Annotated in this window: 14 protein-coding genes; 5 read left to right on the top strand and 9 right to left on the bottom strand. The window is 60.5% G+C overall.

Annotated features, from left to right (window positions below; genetic code table 11):
* The 3 genes from ACT8II_RS07975 to ACT8II_RS07965 form a co-directional block, all read right to left on the bottom strand.
* A partial coding sequence (locus ACT8II_RS07975; RefSeq protein ID WP_443813688.1) for a SpaA isopeptide-forming pilin-related protein occupies positions 1–3,720 on the bottom strand: 3,720 nt, incomplete at its 3' end.
* A gap of 337 nt (positions 3,721–4,057) precedes the next feature.
* Positions 4,058–5,098: a branched-chain amino acid aminotransferase gene (locus ACT8II_RS07970; RefSeq protein WP_118652230.1), complete on the bottom strand. Its 1,041-nt coding sequence runs from the start codon at positions 5,096–5,098 to the stop codon at positions 4,058–4,060.
* Between the two features lie 207 nt (positions 5,099–5,305).
* Positions 5,306–5,956, bottom strand: coding sequence for a DedA family protein (locus ACT8II_RS07965; protein WP_294121541.1), 651 nt, complete (start codon positions 5,954–5,956; stop codon positions 5,306–5,308).
* A 261-nt stretch (positions 5,957–6,217) separates the two neighbouring features.
* On the opposite strand from ACT8II_RS07965, the gene cysE reads away from it, so the two are divergent.
* Positions 6,218–6,928: a serine O-acetyltransferase gene (cysE, locus tag ACT8II_RS07960; protein ID WP_443813686.1), complete on the top strand. Its 711-nt coding sequence runs from the start codon at positions 6,218–6,220 to the stop codon at positions 6,926–6,928.
* Between the two features lie 63 nt (positions 6,929–6,991).
* Here the strand turns inward: cysE and ACT8II_RS07955 are convergent, their stop codons facing one another.
* The 3 genes from ACT8II_RS07955 to hypB form a co-directional block, all read right to left on the bottom strand.
* The gene (locus tag ACT8II_RS07955) at positions 6,992–7,393 is read right to left on the bottom strand and encodes a hydrogenase maturation nickel metallochaperone HypA (protein WP_443813685.1); all 402 of its coding nucleotides are present in this window, start codon (positions 7,391–7,393) and stop codon (positions 6,992–6,994) included.
* 104 nt (positions 7,394–7,497) lie between these two features.
* Entirely contained in the window at positions 7,498–10,293 is a 2,796-nt protein-coding gene (locus ACT8II_RS07950; protein ID WP_443813684.1) for an FAD-dependent oxidoreductase, read from the bottom strand.
* A gap of 98 nt (positions 10,294–10,391) precedes the next feature.
* On the bottom strand, positions 10,392–11,123 hold the full coding sequence (gene hypB / locus ACT8II_RS07945) for a hydrogenase nickel incorporation protein HypB (RefSeq protein ID WP_294160048.1): 732 nt from the start codon (positions 11,121–11,123) through the stop codon (positions 10,392–10,394).
* 139 nt (positions 11,124–11,262) lie between these two features.
* Here hypB and ACT8II_RS07940 point away from each other — a divergent pair, with 139 nt between their 5' ends.
* Positions 11,263–11,895, top strand: a complete 633-nt coding sequence (locus ACT8II_RS07940) for a TetR/AcrR family transcriptional regulator (RefSeq protein WP_118652216.1) — start codon at positions 11,263–11,265, stop codon at positions 11,893–11,895.
* A gap of 59 nt (positions 11,896–11,954) precedes the next feature.
* Positions 11,955–12,929: a DUF5692 family protein gene (locus tag ACT8II_RS07935; RefSeq protein ID WP_118652213.1), complete on the top strand. Its 975-nt coding sequence runs from the start codon at positions 11,955–11,957 to the stop codon at positions 12,927–12,929.
* Between the two features lie 442 nt (positions 12,930–13,371).
* Here the strand turns inward: ACT8II_RS07935 and ACT8II_RS07930 are convergent, their stop codons facing one another.
* Together ACT8II_RS07930 and ACT8II_RS07925 are read right to left on the bottom strand one after the other, a co-directional pair.
* Entirely contained in the window at positions 13,372–13,980 is a 609-nt protein-coding gene (locus tag ACT8II_RS07930) for a hypothetical protein (RefSeq protein WP_443813683.1), read from the bottom strand.
* Positions 13,981–14,156: 176 nt separating this feature from the next.
* Entirely contained in the window at positions 14,157–15,656 is a 1,500-nt protein-coding gene (locus ACT8II_RS07925; RefSeq protein WP_443813682.1) for an ATP-binding protein, read from the bottom strand.
* A gap of 593 nt (positions 15,657–16,249) precedes the next feature.
* Between ACT8II_RS07925 and ACT8II_RS07920 the strand changes: the two genes are divergently transcribed.
* Complete coding sequence (locus tag ACT8II_RS07920) at positions 16,250–17,383, top strand: tyrosine-type recombinase/integrase (RefSeq protein WP_443813681.1); 1,134 nt, start codon at positions 16,250–16,252, stop codon at positions 17,381–17,383.
* Here ACT8II_RS07920 and ACT8II_RS07915 read toward each other — a convergent pair.
* On the bottom strand, positions 17,377–17,628 hold the full coding sequence (locus ACT8II_RS07915) for a helix-turn-helix domain-containing protein (protein ID WP_443813679.1): 252 nt from the start codon (positions 17,626–17,628) through the stop codon (positions 17,377–17,379). The genes ACT8II_RS07920 and ACT8II_RS07915 overlap by 7 nt on opposite strands.
* A 99-nt stretch (positions 17,629–17,727) precedes the next feature.
* On the opposite strand from ACT8II_RS07915, the gene ACT8II_RS07910 reads away from it, so the two are divergent.
* Complete coding sequence (locus ACT8II_RS07910; protein WP_443813678.1) at positions 17,728–18,507, top strand: hypothetical protein; 780 nt, start codon at positions 17,728–17,730, stop codon at positions 18,505–18,507.
* Positions 18,508–18,678: the final 171 nt, after the last annotated feature.

Raw genomic sequence — 18,678 nt, 5'->3', positions numbered from 1 at the left:
CACGACGGTCATGGCACCGTGCGTCGCGGAGGTGCCGTCCTCGTCAAACGTGACGGATCCGACGAGTTGATTATCGACAGGAACCGCATTGCCCACATCGTCGATCAGCATATCGAGGACTACCTTGGTCACCCGCATGGTGCCGTCGCCGTTATCGACCGTCGTGGCGGCCACGCGGTAGAGCGCATCGGAATACGTCACGCCGGGCACGCGCTCGCCCGAAGCCACGGACGGGTCGACCTCATAGATATAGCTCACGTGGTCGCCGGGCGCATCGTATCTCGGCAGCCCAAAGGTCGCGGTATGATCCGGCGTGTCCTTGGTGATGGTCACACTCGCCGTGTCGTCCGCGGCAACCTGGGCACCCCCGCCGGCGGGCTGGACGGAGGGCAGGCCCATGACCACGGTGTACGCATCCGCCTCGATCCACACGTCATCCGTTCGACCCGTAAGCACCTTTTTAGCGGAGATCTTCGCGGCGTCCGGCAGCACGACCGGCTTGACTTCATAGAGATTCGTGAACACCAAGACGTCCGCCACCGCATCCGCGACCGCCTCGATCTCATCCCCCTGGCCCGCGACCTCCTCGCCATTGAGGGTGCGCGAGACCAGCGTGAAGCCCTCGGGCATCTGGGGCGCATTCGCCGCGTTCAGCAGGCCGAACAGGTTGAACAGCGTGGGCGATTCGGCAGTCGTCACCTCGCGGACCGTGTACCTCACATCCTCGGGCACGCCGTACACGCGTATGGTCTGGTCGGCTTTGAGCGTCACCACGCTGCCAGTCTCTATATCGAGGTCGGCATCGCCCACGGGACTGCCATCGGCCTCGAACACACGCGCCTTGTACGTAAGCGCACCGTCGGAACCCGCGCCGTCGAACGTGAACTCGAAGGGGAAGGCGGCATCCGGGTCGGGAGCAAGCCCCGCGGCTGCGGACACCCGCTTGGTCACCTCGATGGATGCCGTGCGCTCATTGGTCACCTGCACGCATGTTGCCCCGGTGAACAGCTGGTTGATCTGCATGGCACCGAGGTTCGTCCAAGTGCCCTTGGAGTCAGGGTCCTTGTTCTCATCGGCCTGTTGGATGTACAGGCGATTGATGCCCTCGTCGCAGTAGATGCGAAACGCCCCTCCCGGCTCCGCAGGACCGTACTGCAAGGCGCCTCCGGCAGCCCCGTACTCGAGGTCGACGATGTCGTCGGGCGCCGTGCTCGGGCTCCCCCATTCAATCGCGCCGGCATCGCCCAGCACGCCCGTCTGCTTGGACCCCCTGATCCACGTCAGCGTGTTGTTCACATCGTCGTTTTCCCCGTATTGACCGAGCGACGCCAGTAAGTTTCCCGCGCCCGAGAAGGTCTTGATGCCGTCATCCTTCGCGCCGGCATCGGCATAGACGCCCGTATCATCGACGATGACCTTGACGTACTCGTCGTTTATCTCATGGCCAGCGGGAACACCCGTCTCCTTGAGGTAGTACACGCCGTTTGAAAGCGGGTTGAACCGCTCCGCCGTGATCGGGAACACGCCCGCACCGGAGAGTTTGACGGGCGCGGTGAGCTGCTCCTGCGTCACCAGTCGATCGTAGTAGACGTCCTCGTCGATCGGGCGCACCACACCGCCGTCGGTATTCACCTGATCTGCCTTGTACAAGGTGAACTCGGCCTCGGCGACCGGATTGCCTGCATCGTCGACCTTCATGACGAACAGGCGGTCCTTAACGTTTGTGATATACATCGTCGATGCGAACTGGCGCTCGAAACCGTCATTCTTCAGACGCACCGTATTGGCGTCGGTCGCACCGTTCAGGCCGTTTGCGGCAGTCGTGAAGTACAGCGCCACCGTATATTCGGCCTGATCGCGCTCGTCCTCATCCATGAGCAGGTAATACTTGGCTATGTCACCCGGCAAGTCGTCGAGTTCGACCTGGAGCTGACCGCTCGCCGTCAGAGTGAAGACGTGCTCGTCGCCTTTTGCCGCCGCGATGACGTCGTCCCAGGCGCCGCCCGAAAGCACCTTGTAGCCCTCCACGGGGCTGCCGTATATGGGAGCCCACGAATCGACACCGTCCGCCTTCGTCTTCTTGAATGCGACCGCGAACAGCGTGCCCTGCGACACATCGACCTTCTCGCCGGTCTCATCCTCGACGGGGTCATTCGGGGCCGTGATGACCTCCTTCGCCACAATCGAGGCGCCGTTCTTCCACATCCAGCTATCGGAGGTTTCGGTCCCCGCCGGATCGACGAAGTAACCGCTTCCCATCTGGTCGGAGTAGATGTACTGAAGGTGCATGCATTTGTCCGTGTACTCGAGGGGCGCCTTGTGGCCGGCGGGAATCCTCGTCTCCTTGAGCAGGTAATACGTGCTATCGGCATGGTTGGGCGACGTATCGCGCTCATAGAGCTCATCGAAGCTCAGCACCGTGCCGTCGTCCTCCGTGAGCACCATACCGCCGTTGACGTCGGTGACGCCGGTGGCGAGCTGCGCGACCTCGTCCCAGTTCGCGTTCGAACGATACAGCGTGAAGCCCGCACCCGCGACCGGGTCGCCGTGCTGGTCGACCTTGACGATGTCGGTGTTGGGAACGTTCACGAGGTTGAACTTGAGGCTCATGTTCGAGGCACCCGCGCCCCGCTCAAGGTAGAAGAAACGCAGCGTGTGCTGGGTGCCGTCCTTGAATCTGCTCGAACCACCGTCGAAAGCGGAGGTCTCCGCCCCCGCAGATTCGAACTTGCCCCTCATGGTGCCATCCGAGCGCCCGTTGATCTTGACGGCGCCCGTTTTAAAATCGATGCTCAGCGTCGCCTCGTTGTGGATGCCGCCGAGGTCCCCCACCAAGATGTCATCCACAAAGACCCATACGTCGTCGTCTCCGGAGAACTCGAAGACCATAGCGTCACCCTGCGGCGTCACGCCGTCCCTGGGCTGCACGAACCGCGATGACATGGACATGCCGAAATGATGGTTCAGCCCAGGCGCATCGGCGTTGACGTCCGTTTGGACAAGGGCACCTCCCCGCTCTTCCTCGAACACCTCGTCGATGGGCGCGAACGGGAAGAACTGGCCGTTGGCGTTGTAGCTCGCCCCCGAGCCCTTGATGCCCCATGTGTCGTAGACGGAAAAGCTATTGGAGTCGACGTTGAAGGACGCGAAATTCGTCGTGTCATACACGTAATACCCGTTCGCAGCTTTGAGCAGCCCCGTGGTGCCGATGTGAGCCTTCTTGCCTGAACCCGAGAAGGCGTCGAACAGGTACGCGAGCGATTCCTCATCAAGATAACTCGTCCCCGAAAGCACCGGGTAGCCATTCTCCAGCTTGTCCTTCACGATTCCGCCGTAGCGGTCGGCCCCGCCCGTCCACGCATTGGGGCCTTCGCCAGAGCCGGCAGCGCCGCCGTTGAGGTCACCGTTGTTGAATTTGAGGGTGTGCCCGCGGTTGATTCCGCCGTTATCGCCCGAGATCGCACTCTCATCGGCGTCGTTCACCCAATAATCGAACAGGTTGATAGTGGTGCCCGAAGGCGAGACCGTCTGGATGAGGTGTTTTTGGAGATCGTCCGCGAGAGCCGCATGGGCCTCTCCTGGCGGGATGGCCTCCAAAACCATCGCCGCAGCACACGCGACGGCGACAATGGCGCGCACACCGGCACCCATCAGCAGACGGTGCCCGACTTTAAATCGACGAGCACCCCCCTTTCCGAACTTCGTTCCGATAACGAACATAGCAGGCACCTCACAGGCAGCATAAAACGGCAGACGCATGCGTTCATATTACACCCCTCATGCCCAGCGTCTTTACCGCGATACAGCAGGTACCGTTCACGCCGCTTTTCGTCCGCTCGCGTCGCGTTTCATGCCGCTTGTTCCGTTTTTCGCTGCGTTCGCTCCGCATTTCATGCCGCTCGTTCCTCTTGGCGCGGTGTTCGCCTCGCTTCCCGAGTCTTCCGATCTGTCAAATGAATTGAGGTCCACCACTGAAAAACATGGACGCCCGACTACCATCGAACGTCCACACCATCATCTATGCAGTTCGGGCGGAGCAACCTGGACTGGAAACGCCTTAGCAGATCTTGCAGACCCAACCGTGCTTGTCCTCGATGCTGCCGCCCTGGATGCCGGTGAGAGTCTCGCGAAGCTTCTTCATCACCGGACCGGAGGTCTCGTGACCGTCGGGGAAGACCACGACCGTGTCGCTGTCGTGGATCTCGCCCACCGGGGAGATGACCGCGGCGGTGCCGCACAGGCCGCACTCCACAAAGGCACCCGAGGTGACCTCGGCCCACGTGACGGGGCGCTCGTCAACGGTGATGCCCAGGTCCTGGGCAACCTGGACGAGCGAGCGGCGGGTGATGGAGGGCAGGATCGAGTCGGTGTGGGACTTGGGCACCACGAGCGTGCCGTCCTTGGCGACGAACAGCACGTTGGCGCCGCCGGTCTCCTCAACGTAGGTGCGGGACTCGGAGTCGAGGTAGAGGTTCTCGGCATAGCCATTGGCGTGTGCGTCCATGCCGGCCTTGAGGCTCATGGCGTAGTTGAGGCCGGCCTTGATGTTGCCGGTGCCGTGGGGCGCGGCGCGGTCATACTTGGAGACGCACAGCTTGACCGCCGTGTCGCCACCCTTGAAGTACGGGCCCACCGGGGTCACGAGGATGCGGAACTGATACTCGTCGGCAGGCTTGACGCCGATGACGTCGCCCGTGGCGACCATGAGCGGGCGCACGTAGAGCGTGGCGCCGGAGCCGAACGGCGGCACCCACGCGGCGTTTGCCTCGACGACCTGCTTGACGGCCTCAACGAAGCGGTCCTGCGGGAAGGCGGGCATCACGAGGCGCTCGGCGGAATCAGCCATGCGCTGGGCATTCATGTCGGGGCGGAAGCAGACGATGGAGCCGTCCTCGGTGGTGTAGGCCTTGAGGCCCTCGAAGACCTCCTGACAGTAATGGAGGATTCCCGCGCACTCGGACAGCGTGATGGTATGGTCGGTGGTGAGACCGCCCTCGTCCCATGCGCCGTCCTTGTAGTTGGACACGTAGCTGTAGTCCGTCTTGCGGTAGCTGAAGTCGAGGTTACCCCAGTCCAGGTCCTTCTTCTCAACGGTCATCGCGAACTCCTTACTCGATGAAGCCCCTCGTCGGGGGCGCGCGTTCAACGTAAGGGCCCTCCAGGCGGAGGCCCCTTGCAAACGAGAATGCCGGGCACATGGCCCGGCAACGGCATGTACGCTTGATTGTACTCCGCCACGATGGAGTGTCGGCAAAATTAATCACCGCGAAACGGTTCGCGCGGCGATGCACCCGCGCCCGCGTCCCTACTCGCCCTCGGCCTCACGGCGCTTCTGCTCGGCACGCGCCGGCAGGATGCGGAACTTGATCCACCAAGCCACCACAGCGACAGCTACGACAATGATGACGACCTTCACGACGCTCGACACCCACTCGGCCTGAGCAGTGATTTGCTCCCAAGCGCCGCCGGCCCAAAAGCCGAGCGTGCACAGGATGGCGTTCCACGCCAGCGAGCCCACGAGGGTGTAGATCGCAAAGCGGACCATGTTCATCTTGGCGGTCCCAGCGGGAATGGAGATGAGGCTGCGCACCACGGGGATGCAGCGGCAGACAAGTACCGTGATCTGGCCCTTGCGGTCGAACCAGCCAATGGCCTTGGCCACATCGTCGGAATGGAAGCCCAGCATGCGCATGGGCTTGGTGTCGAAGAAGCCCTCGAGGCGCTCCTGCGAAAGCAAGCGGCCGATGCCGTAGAGGAAATACGCGCCCACAACGGAGCCCACAGTGGCAGCGACGATGACTCCCGGGAGCGTCATCGCGGTTTGCGTTGCGAGGAAACCGGACAGCGGCAGGATGAGCTCACTCGGGATGGGAGGGAACACGTTCTCGAACAAGATGAGGCCTGCGACCGCGAAGTAGCCAAACTGGCTGATGAAACTGAAGAATGCCTCTTGCATGTGATGCCCTTCTAAGCGACTGCATTGATCAACTGCTGCAAAATGCAATGTTCACCATAATAGCGGTCGCGCATAACGCCTTGGTAATGTGCGCAGTCTTTCCAGAACCCCCTCGGCATGGAGGCGTGCGACATCACGCGATCGCGCGCCCCGCCTCTGTCTCCATCTTGTTAATCCTAGCGATTCTCTCGACATTACACGGGAGGGCGCGTACACTTGCACCTCACACGCCAAAAAAGCCAAGCGCCCCAGGAGGAAGACATGGGAGCCATCGCCACCGTCCGCGAGGACATCGCGACCGTCAAGGCCAACGACCCCGCCGCGCAGAGCAGCCTTGTGATCTTCCTCTCCTATCCAGGGCTCCACGCCAAGTGGATGCACACACCCGAACATTGGTTGTGGGAGCACGGAGCACGCGGCCTCGCTCGCGTCCTTTCGCAGGTCACGAGGTTTTTCACCGGCGTCGAGATTCATCCCGCCGCGCAGCTTGGGCGGCGTCTCTTCATCGATCATGCCATGGGTGTGGTGATAGGCGAGACGACCATTGTCGGCGACGACTGCGTCTTGTACCAAGGCGTCACCCTGGGAGGCACGGGCAACGAGAGCGGCAAGCGCCACCCCACGCTTGGCAACAATGTCACCGTGGGAACGGGGGCCAAGGTTTTGGGCAATATCCATATTGGCGACAACGTACGTATCGGAGGCAACTCCGTTGTGGTGAAGGACGTACCCAACAACTGCACGGTTGTTGGCATCCCCGGGCGCGTGGTCAAGCGCAACGGATGCCGCGTGATGAGCGAAAGCTTCGATGCAAGCTGCCACCGAGAGAACATGCCCGACCCCGTCGAGGAGGACTCCCTCATGAACCGCGAGGGCATCGCGGGCAACGCGCGGCGCATCGCCGAGCTCGAGCAGCAGGTCAACGAGCTGAGCGCCCTCGCGAGGCAGTTCGCCGAACAATTCGAGCGATAACCGGGCATCGTTGCGAGGAACCGGATAATACTCGGGGCCCCACAGCGACCTCGACGCCACCTCTCAATGGAAGCTTTCGTGGGCGCACCCATCAGCAGCCGAGACGGCGGACCCCTCCTCGTCGGGAGTGGCGATCTCCTTGATAACTGACTCGTCGCCCTGCACCAGGTAGGTGCGCTCGCTGCCGCAATACGGACACGTGCGCCCGTGCTCGACCGTGCCGTACGTCTTTTCGCAGGCCTCGCAGAACGTGACGGCGGGCACCTCCTCGATTACAAGTTCCGCCCCACGCATCAGGTCATGCTTGGCGCATGCCCAGTTCCAGCAGTCGGTGAGGTACCTCGGGATGATGCCCGACACTTCGCCGAGCTCCAGCGTGACCGAGGAGACGCGACGCAGGTTATTGTGCGCCGCAACCTCCTCAACGCTACGGATGATATGGAAGACAATGCCCAATTCATGCATGAACAAAACTCCAAACTCAAAGGGTCAAAACGCCCTAAATCGCCTTGACAGCCGAGAGGGCCAGGCCTTTTGGTCACCCCCCCCCGGCTGAGAGGCAAGATGGGTTATTTGGATCCCTTTGAGCCAAAGCGGATTTTGATCTCGCGCTTGAGCGCGTACTTCGCCAAGCTCGGGACCTTCTTCTCGTACTTCACCATGTTGCTGCACTCGGGATGCTCGCGGTGCAGGTGGATGGCGTCGAACGCGCACTTGGTGGTACACAGGCCGCAGCCGATGCACTTGTTCTCGTCGACGATGCTCGCACCGCAGCCCAGGCAACGCGCGGTCTCGGCGCGGACCTGCTCCTCGGTGAACGTCTCGACGTACTCGCGGAAGGGCTGGACCTTCTCGCGACCGTAGTTATGAACTGCGTCGCCACGGCTCGCGGTGTCGTAGCTGCCAAACTCCACGTCATCGCGGTTGAGCTCGCGATACGCGCGCGGGTTGCGACCGATGGTGAGCGTCGCGTCCTGCACGAAGCGGTGGATGGAGATCGCGGCCTCGTGACCGGCGGCGATGGCATCGATGGCGAACTTCGGGCCCGTGTAGACGTCGCCGCCCACGAAGATGTCGGGCTGCGCGGTCTGATACGTCTTGGGGTCGGCAATGGCGCCCTGGCCGCGGCCGAGCTCGACGGCCTCGCCCTCGAGCAGGTCGCCCCACACGATCGACTGACCGATGGAGAACACGACGCGGTCGGCGGCGACGGTTCGCAGCTCGTTCTCGTCATACTGCGGGTCGAACCGCCCCTCGTCGTTGAACACGCGCAGGCAGCGCTTGAAAACGACCTCGCTCACGCGACCATTCTCACCTGTGCGGACCTCAACGGGACCCCAGCCGCAGGAGATGTGCACGCCGTCCTCATTGGCCTCGACAACTTCCTCGACGCTCGCCGGCATATCCTCGGAGCTCTCCAGGCAAAACATCTCCACGTGCTCGGAGCCCAGGCGCGCTGCGGTACGGGCCACATCAATGGCGACATTTCCGCCGCCGACGACGATCGTGCGGCCGGGCATCGGCGCGGCCTCGCCGTCGCCGTCCTGCTGCTCGGCCACGCCGCGGAGGAAATCGACGGCGACCGAGACGCCCTCGGCGTCCTCGCCCGGGATGCCGGGCAGACGGCCGCCCTGGCAGCCGATCGCCACGTAGAACGCCTTGAAGCCCTGCTCGCGCAGCTCGTCGAGGGTCACATCGCGACCGACCTCGACGCCCAGGCGGATGTCGACGCCCATCTCGCGGATGATCTCGACCTCGGCCTCGATGACGTCCTTCTCCAGCTTGTAGCTCGGGATTCCGTAGGTGAGCATGCCGCCGGGGCGGGCACTCTTCTCGAAGATGACCGGCTTGTAGCCCTTCTCCGCGAGATAGAACGCGCAGGAGAGGCCCGCGGGACCGGCGCCGATCACGGCGATCTTGTCGTCGAAGCCGCCGGCGCGCGTGGGCGTCACGACCTCCGGCACGTAGCGGTTCTCGGCCACGAGGTCCTGCTGGGCGATGAACTTCTTCACCTCGTCGATGGCCACGGCGGCGTCGATGCGGCCGCGCGTGCAGGCGTCCTCGCAGCGGCGGTTGCAGATGCGGCCGCAGATCGCCGGAAGCGGGTTCTCGCGCTTGATGAGGGCGAGCGCGTCGCGGTAGCGCCCCTGGGCGGCGAGTTTGAGGTAGCCCTGGACGGCGATGTGCGCGGGGCACGCCGTCTTACAGGGGGAGGTGCCCGTGTCGTACGTCTCGATGCGGTTCTTGTTGCGGTAGTCGGGGCTCCACTTCTCGGGGCCCCACTTCACGGCGTCCGGCAGTTCCTGCTTGGGGTACTCCGGCACCTTGCCCGTGCTCGCGGCGCAGAGCTTCTGGCCGAGCTTGACGGCGCCCGCGGGGCACACCTCGACGCAGCGGCCGCACGCGACGCACTTGTCGGCCTCGGTGCGCGCCACGTACGCCGAGCGGGACAGGTTCGGGGTGTTGAACAGCTGCGAGGTGCGCAGCGCGTAGCACACGTTCACGTTGCAGTTGCAGATTGCGAAGATCTTGTCCTCGCCATCGATGTTGGTGATCTGGTGCACGAAGCCGTTCGCCTCGGCCTGGCGCAGGGTCTCGTAGACCTCCTCGCGCGTGATGTAGTGGCCGCGATCGGTCTCCACCACGTAATCGGCCATGTCGCCCACGGCGATGCACCAGTCGTTCGGGTCGTCGCCGCAGCCCTCGCCCAGCTTCGCACGGCTCATGCGGCAGCTGCAGGGGCTCGCGGCGTACTTGCCCTCGTACTTGTCGAGCCAGTGCTCGATGTGCTCGATGGAGACGGAGCGGTCCTCCATCTGAATGGCCTGCTCCACCGGGATGACGTGCATTCCGATGCCCGCGCCTCCGGGCGGGACCATCGGCGTCGCCTTCGCGAGGGCCCCCTTAGAGGCCTGCTCGAAGAACTTCGCCACCGCCGGGTGCTCGTCGATCTGGGACTGGCGCATGTTGAGGAACTCCGCCGAGCCGGGCACGAGCATGGGCAGGACCCACTGCTTGGTGCGCGTGGGGTTCTCCCAGTTGTACTCGAGCAGGCCGATGTAGCTCATCTCGTCGAGGAGCTTCTCGAGCGGCTCGGAATCCATGCCGGTGGCCTTCGCCGCGTCGGTAAGGGTGTAGGGGCGGCGCATCTTCATCTTAAGGAGCACGTCGGCCATCTCGTCGGTCGTCACCTCGGCGAACGCCCAATACTCGAAGGGCTTGAGCTCCTTGCGGCCCAACAGGCGGTTGGTGCAGTGCTCGCACAGCGCCACGATCTTCTCGCGCGGGTTCTCGGGGATGGGTGGGACGAACTCGGATCCGATATCGGGCTCGGTGAACGAGATTCCGGGACCGTTTACGATCATGTTGATTCCTTTCGTGCTGTGTGAAGGTGCCTCAATGTAGAGACGGCTTTTTGGGGAAGCACCCTGTTTGGGAGGACTTTTCCACATCGAGGTCATCCCTATATCGAGGCCCGGCGCCCCTCATCCGCGGTCTTCCACTCCGCCACGCGCGTGCGCAGCCAGTCGGCCCAGACGTCGATGCCCTCGCCCGTCTTGGCGCTGATGGGGATGATGGTCGCGTTCGGGTTGCGCATGAGGATGTTCTCGCGCACGCGCTCCATGCTGAACGTGTCGAACACGGGCAGTGCATCGATCTTGTTGATGAGTACCACGTCGCAGATGCTGAACATGAGCGGGTACTTAAGTGGCTTGTCGTCGCCCTCCGGCACCGACAGGATCATCGCGTTGGCCGATGCGCCCGTGTCGAACTCGGCGGGGCAAACCAGGTTGCCCACGTTCTCCAAAATCGCCAGGTCGACTGGCGCCCCGGTGGCCTCTTCGCCGTCGGAGCCCTCACTCGTCACAAGCTCGTCCAGGCCTTGCTCGGTCATGTACGCGTCGAGGTGGCACATGCCTCCCGTGTGCAGCTGGATGGCGCGGGCCCCGGTGCCGAGAATGGTGCGCGTGTCGACATCGGAGTCGATATCGGCCTCCATCACCGCGATGGACATCTCGTCGCGCAGCGCCTCGATCGTGCGCGTGAGCGTGGTGGTCTTGCCCGAGCCCGGGCTGGACATCAGATTGAGCAGGAATGTCCCGCGCTCGCGCAGCGTCCCGCGCAGCTCCTCCGCCTTGCGATCGTTATCGGCGAATACGCTCTGTTTGACCTCAATAACGCGAACATCTCCCATGAGCCCTCCCAACTGGCATTTCCCTGTCATATGCCGTTCAGCGAATTCGTTGACACTTTGTCAAATTACATATTGACGTTTTGTCAACAAAGGTCAAGACTGGAATCGGTAAAGGCAGGGACAACAAGGAGGAACGGTCATGGCCAGCGAAGCACCCGGTCACCACGAGCGACTCGCACACGACGATCGGCGCGGCGACATCCTCGCTGCCGTGCGGTCCGCCATCGAGGAAGACGGGATCAGCCGCCTGTCCATCTCTTCCATAACCAAGCGCGTGGGCTGCACGCGCTCGCTGTTCTATCACTACTTCCCCACTAAGGAAGACGCGCTGCAGGCCGTCCTCGACCAGAGCATCGATGCCTTTGTCGAGCGGCTCATCGATTGGAACGCCAGCCGTGTGCCCGGAGACATCGAAGGCGCCCTTGACCAAGCGGCCCATTTGCTCAAATCCATGGTGCGCGGCGATTCTGACCACACGGCGCGCTCCGTGGCGCACGGGGGAGATGCCTCGCTTTATGCGTCGTTCGTACATCGCGTTGCCGACCGCACCGCCCGCTACGTGTGCTCGTCGACCGTCGTTGACTTCGCCGCTCGCCACGAGGTGCGCATCGACCACCTGTACGAAACGTTCTACGTGCTCATCACCGGTCTCATCATGTATGTGCGCACGCACCCCGATGCACCTGAGGAAACCATCAAGGATATCATCGCGAGCACGCTGCACATCGAGGGCTACACGGCGAAGTACCCCGAACGCCGCCCCGTCCGCTAGGGGCTTCCTCCTCGAATGTCGATCAAGGCCGTTACGGCCCGAGATAGAAAGGGGAACAGATGTTGTTCCAGGTTTATGGCGAAAACGCCATGTTCCAGTGGCTGGGATGGATTATGGTCTTTGCGGGCCTCATCGCCGCCAACGAGATCGCCCGCCGCTCCAAGATCGGCGGCATCGTGTGCTTCCTCGGCATCCCCGCCGTGCTCACGGTGTACTTCATCTCCATCTACGTATGCGCCGGGATGGGAATGGAGTGGGCGCTCAACAACCCCACGTACCTGCACATGGGCAGCTGGTTCCACTACGCCAAGCTCTACGCCGCCACCGCCGGCTGCATCGGCTTCATGATGCTCAAGTACGGCTGGGGCAAGCTCGGGCGTAGCGAGGCCTTCAAGGTCTTCCCCTTCGCCATCGTGGCCATCAACATCCTCATCGCCGTGGTGAGCGACTTCGAGAGTGCCGTGCGTGCCTTTGGCACCACCTGGGTCTCCTCCGAGGGCGTTACCCTCATGGGCGGCTGGCACAACGTGTTCAACGGCATCGCCGGCCTCATCAACATCTTCTGCATGACCGGTTGGTGGGGCATCTACCGTTCCAAGAAGGGCGACGACATGCTGTGGCCCGACATGACCTGGGTTTACATCGTTGCTTACGACCTGTGGAACTTCTGCTACACCTACAACTGCCTGCCCACGCACGCCTGGTACTGCGGCCTGGCGCTGCTGCTCGCGCCTACCGTGGCGAACTTCTTCTGGAACAAGGGCGGCTGGATCCAGAACCGCGCAAACACCCTCGCCATCTGGTGCATGTTCGCCCAAGTGTTCCCGATGTTCCAGGATTACTCCGTGTTCTCCACGAACTCCGTGAACAACCCGCAGGTCAACCTGGCGGTCTCCGCGATCGCCCTCGTGGTAAACATCGCAGCCTTTGGCTACATCATGTACCGCGCCAAGAAGCTCGGCGTGAACCCCTACAAGCACGAGGTCTTCAAGGGCACCCGCGACTTCGAGCAGGCCATGTCCCGCGCTGCGTAGGACTTGCGCCTAAGCCACGTGCGTTGCCTCGGGATTCGGGACGCGTCTTGACGGCGGTCGAATGGTGCCGCGCCGCGCCGATCCGCACGCCACAGCCCATATCGATTCGCATGCCAGCATTTGGCACATCAATACGTCGTTCTGAACAGGTGGAGCCGCCCGTCAAGGGCGGCTCCACCTGCATGACGGGCTTCAAACCGACCTCCGAATCCACCAAGTCGAGCTTTTTCGTATTCAAATCAAATAATGGCGAGTAGCCCCGACAGACGACCCACCGTCACCTGCGGTTTTTCCTAACTTGAAACCCGCTGTACTCGGCTTTTCCGAAAACGAATACGAAAAAGCTCAAGACGCCACTCGCAGCTCAGCCCCGACACGCATTATGCAAAGCAGTTCATTTGCTCAAAAGGCCGGAGGAGCGGCGCATTGGCCTATTTTCAAGTCAGATTGGCTGAAATGCATCGCACTTTTTCGTGGCTTCGCGAGTTCGTGCGGGCAAGGGCCACGCCGTCCCGCGGCCCGGCAGCGACGGCCCCCGTTCGGCGTCCACGCCGTTCGCGCACCGAGGAGCAAGAAGGCCCGGCGTCACCTCAGATGAGATCACCGCCATCTTGCATAAACGACGCCATGTTAAGGCGCCTGACGCTGTCCCTCTCCTGCAGCGGGGGGGGTCAAGCGCGAAAAGGCTGCGCGACCACCCATCCCTGATGTAGCCGAACGGCCCGTACCCCCGCTCCTCCACGCCCCCATCGACGATCGTCATCGAGACCTGGATGTAGACGGCGATCGTCCGCCGCTCAACGGCGATGCGCTCCGTCTTGGTGAAGCGGTCGTGGAGGTTGGTGAGGCTTGTCGGGGCTCCGTAGTTGTTGCTGGCGTAGGTCATGCCGCGGTTGGACGTATCGATGTTCCGGATCTTGTTGTGAGACCTGATGTCCTTGTCGACGATCCGCCCGACGACCTCCTCGTAGTCTCGGGCGTTCTGCGCCTCGTCGATGGAGAAGTATTTGAAGTCGTCATCGACAAGAAGCGACTCGATCTTTTCCTCCACCTGCTCGGCCGTCCTTATCGAGCGGTTGCCGCACTTGTCGAGGTCATGTAAATAGCATACAGACAACAAAAAGCTCGGAGATGATCACGTCTTCGAGCTGCAGTTTCTTGGTCGCGGGGGCAGGATTTGAACCTACGACCTCCGGCTTGTGAGCCCGGCGAGCTACCAGACTGCTCCTACCGACGCAAACGATAGCGTCGCTTGGGGCTGTTGGCCGCCCCGATTCCCTCGACAATTCCTTCCTCCATAAGCGCAGACAGATATCGGCGCACCGTTTTCACTGACATACCCGACGCTTTCGCAAGTTCCGACGTGCTTACGCTCTCGCGATCGGCAATGTAACCAAGGATGGCAGTCTTAACGTTTTCCTTTGTGTATGAGCGGTCTTCCTGGTCCGCCATGCGTCGATGCCTCATGATCAAAACAAACTCATCGAGGGTGCTCTTCGCAATCGGCGCGGGCATCAAGGCCTGTTCGAGCTCCCTATTAATTGTTGGATAGCCTGAGCCTCGATTCTCGACGACGCGACCAACCCTGCCATCAACATCAGAGTAGGGCACATCCTCGAGAATTCGAGCTAGAAACTGGTTCCTCGAAGCCGTTGCGCCTCGTTGTCCCAAACGTTCAACCGTCAACGAGCCGAACAAGCCGCCGGGGTTGGACAACTCCATACGATCGGGGTAAAGGTCAATCATTACCGGGGTGCCTAACGCATCGCGAGAATAATCCCTATGCATCAACGCGTTGGCAACAGCCTCACGGACTGCAGCCAACGGGTAGTCCGGCACGTTTTCTCTCAACGCACCTTTTACGATTGCGCCATGCTTCATGTTTCGCGATGCAGCCCGCACCGCATCAACTACCATGATGGGTATTGGCCCATCGATATCAACCGAATCAGAAAAACGTTCCCCAGCTCTCCCCACTTCGCCCTTTTTCGGTGTCGGATAGGCTGTGAACACAATGTTGGCACGAGGAAAAAACTGTTGCGGAGAAAACCCCAATGCCATAATGCCGGCAACGGTCGGCCTCAAAACCCCTTCAGCATCGAGAGAAACTACACGCCGATTCGCCATGAGCTCCTCATCGCTTAAAGCCGCGGACCTGCCCAGTGTCGTCGACCTCACGTGCGAGAGCCATCCTGCGAGCAATTCTTGATCAAAGTCATCGATCGTTGCGCCCTCAACAACAACAGCATCGTTGCGCGCGCTTCGATATTGATTTTCGATATATCGATCGATTTCGTAAGATGACATCTTGTGGTCGCCATCGCCCGTTCTTATGTATGAGCCAAGGCGTTGACCGAGCTTTTTGACATAACATGGCTTCTCCCGTGGCGGAGCCTCGGGAACATTAACCACAACGACGGGCTTCGACTCAAACTCCAAAACCATGATGTCGACCATCTGGGGAGGCTCAACGAGTTCCCTCGCCGCTTGGGCGCTATGCGCCTGGATCATCTTCACATCGATGCCCACCGAATGGAAGCCGTCTTTTTCGCTGATGCCGAAAACGATCGTTCCGCCAACTCCATTAGCAAAAGCGGAAATCGAATCCGGCATCGTCTTGGGAAAACCGCCTGCCGCGGTTTTGAGTTCGCATTCGGCAAGGTCCGTCCCTGCGGCCCTCATGTGCTCAACCGCAGCGGCCAACTCGATATCATTCGTTATGAACATAGCTGTCCTTCGATTGAATCATTAGTCAGCCCCTACTATACCCCAGCCATTCCCCAGTTCCGCAGTAAAGTTCCCTAGTTCCGCAGTTTAGTTCCCTAGTTCCCTAGTTAAGTTCCTCAGTTTGCACCTTGCTGGCTTGTGTCAGATTGGGCATGCAGGGCCCGCTCTGTCCAAATGTCTCGATCTGTAATACCTAGCCGGCCAAATCGGGTCTACCTGTTACAGATTGAGATTTTCGACCGAAAAGTTGAGAATCGGGCCGATAACACAGCCCCCAGATAAGAAAAAAGCTCGTCGGCTATGCCGACGAGCTGCAAATTCTTGGTCGCGGGGGCAGGATTTGAACCTACGACCTCCGGGTATTGTTGTGCTATAGTTCTTATCAGTTTTAATCATAAAGTTTTAGCTGGTAGATACTACTTTTACTTCCTGCTGTTACTATTTTAATCACTTTGTTTCCCTTTAAAAGTAGGGACAATAGTAGGGACACTTCTACATTATTAGGTGAAAACATGCCGAGAAACGAACTCCAACCGGGCCAAGACACAATCGACAGCGCGCAAATCAAGCCCGACTCACGAGGCGGTTACCGTATGAAGTGGAGCATACGGCTCCCAGACGGATTGACCCTGAGACGCGACACGCGGGGAAAGATGACCAAGGGGGAGCTGAGGGCAAAAGCTCGGCGTCAGGCGGAAGATCTTAAAGCGACCTTTGGACAGCAAAACAAATGGCGCAGCTCCGACCTGCTCGGGAACTACATCAAATCCGAAGCAATGAGCGCCGTAAGGGAAAGCCCTAGAATCCGTGACACGACACGGGAGCGTTACATCCTGTGTCTTTCTATCATCTTGGATACACTCGGCGGATACCCGATAGCGGACGCGCTCCGCGCTGGCACCTTCGGCAATGCGCTAACCTCGATTGCCCATCAACACGGGACGGCTACGGCAAGACAGGTGCGGAAAGTCGTCAACAAATGGGTCATACAGCCGCTCATTCTCTCTGGCGTGCTAGCATCCAACCCCATCGCTGGCCTATCCTTCGACCTTCCGGAGCACAAGGCGAGCAATAAGCCTGACGGCGGCAAGGGCCTCACGGAGTGCGAGTGGATGCGAGCAATAGATTGGCTCCTCTCCGATGACTGGCGGTCAATCCTTGACGAAAGCGCACCCATACGCGGGAAATACTCGCGCCACCAGCTTTCCAACGTCCGCCGCTCGATAATCGAGATGACCGCTTTGCAAGCGGCAACGGGCCTTAGGATCGGCGAGGCTCGCTCGCTCACATGGAATGAAGTCGGGCAGGATTGCGCTACGGTTGAAGTGACCAACGATGCAAGCAAAACGCATAGAGGCCGTATCGTGCCCGTACTTGAATCCCGGGTGGCATCGATGCTCCAACGCAGGCGCGAAGACTTCGGTGATCACGGCCTCGTCTTCCCCTCCCCCGCCACAGATGACCCGTGGCGCGAGTGGGACAAATCAAACTGCTCAAAAGCAGTCCGTGCCCTTTATGAGCAAATGGCAGAGGAGTGCGGCTTAGAACTGCTCCGCACCGCCCGTTCCCACGTCTGGCGCTCCACGCTCCACACAATCGCACGCAACAAGGGAATCCCAATTGAAATGAGGGCGGCGCTCTTCGGCCACGATCCCGAAACCGCCCGTCGGTATTACACCGATACGCAAGACGTCAGCGGGGTGGCAAGGGCCTTCATGAATCAGTAGTGTTCACGCTGAATGGCCGTTAGGTCGAAAACATCTGCATCAAACAGCTGCGAAAGCGAAACCCCAAACCCGTCGGCAAGCTTCTTCATGTTGATGAGGGTCACGTTCCTGCGACCCGCTTCGATAGAGGCGTAATACGACCTATCCATTCCGATTGCGTTCGCAAAGCTCTCCTGACTGACCCCAAGACCAGCCCTGAGCTCTTTGCAACGCGTGCCGAATGATGTCTGAATCCTCGTATCCATGCCATCAAAATCGGCTATTGTTGTATCTATAACAACGGACTCTATACAACAATCTACCGAGCGACCGCAGGAATCGCTGCGAAACGGAGGCATCCAAAGATGATGTGGAAGCAGGGCTCGCGGAAATCCAAAAATGACGTTGACGAGCGGGAAATCGCACTGGACAAGCAATCCAAGGCCGCTCGCAACGATGAGCAACCCGGGAACGCAAAATCAAAGAAGAGGGCAGTCTTTATGGTGCTTGGCGCACTGCTTGCCCTTTGCCTTGCGGCCGGTATGGTCAACTGTGCCGCAAGCTACAAGCAAGCTGAAAGCATTAAACGCCCGTCACCGGAACAGGTGAAAAAGAACGCCAAGACCGACCCGAACGCCGACAAGGATAAGGTTGATGAGGAGAGCCAAAAGGCCGAGGAGGGCGTGACCGACGAGCCGTCAGGCGGGAACACGGGCGCATCCAAGCCCGAGACCGGCGGTAATAGCACATCCAGCGGTAATGGCGGCAGCACTGGCAATAATGGGAACTCTGGCTCAAACGGCGGTTCTGGCAGCTCGAACAACGGTGGCGATAGCAAGCCGCAGCACACCCATAACTGGGTTCCCCAGACCACGGTTGTGCATCATGATGCTGTGTATCAGACGATTCATCACGATGCAGTGGTTGAATGTCGAGATATTTGTAATCAGTGCGGGGCGGACATTACAGGTAACGTAGCAGGCCATATGGAACAGTCTTTTCTCAATGGAGGTAGTTGCGTATCGCATAGCAATAAATATATTGAGACTTCACCAGCATGGGATGAACAGATTCTTGTAAGTGATGCTTGGGATGAGACGGTGACTACTGGCTATGCCTGCTCCGGCTGCGGTGCCACCAAATAGCGAAAAGTCCTCGCCATGGGAGGTCGATCATGGAAGACAAGAAAGATTTCGATAAGGATGAGAAGGAGATGGGCACGCAGCAGATGCCGCACGTCCCAACCGAGGGGGAGGAGGATGGGAAGAAGGGCACCATCGTGCTCTTCGGCCATGAGTTCGACAAGAAGAAGGCCG

The sequence above is a fragment of the Collinsella sp. genome (assembly GCF_052346665.1).
Classification (GTDB): domain Bacteria; phylum Actinomycetota; class Coriobacteriia; order Coriobacteriales; family Coriobacteriaceae; genus Collinsella.
The sequence above is the reverse complement of the archived record's forward strand: the minus strand, read 5'-3'. Positions and strand labels throughout refer to the sequence as shown.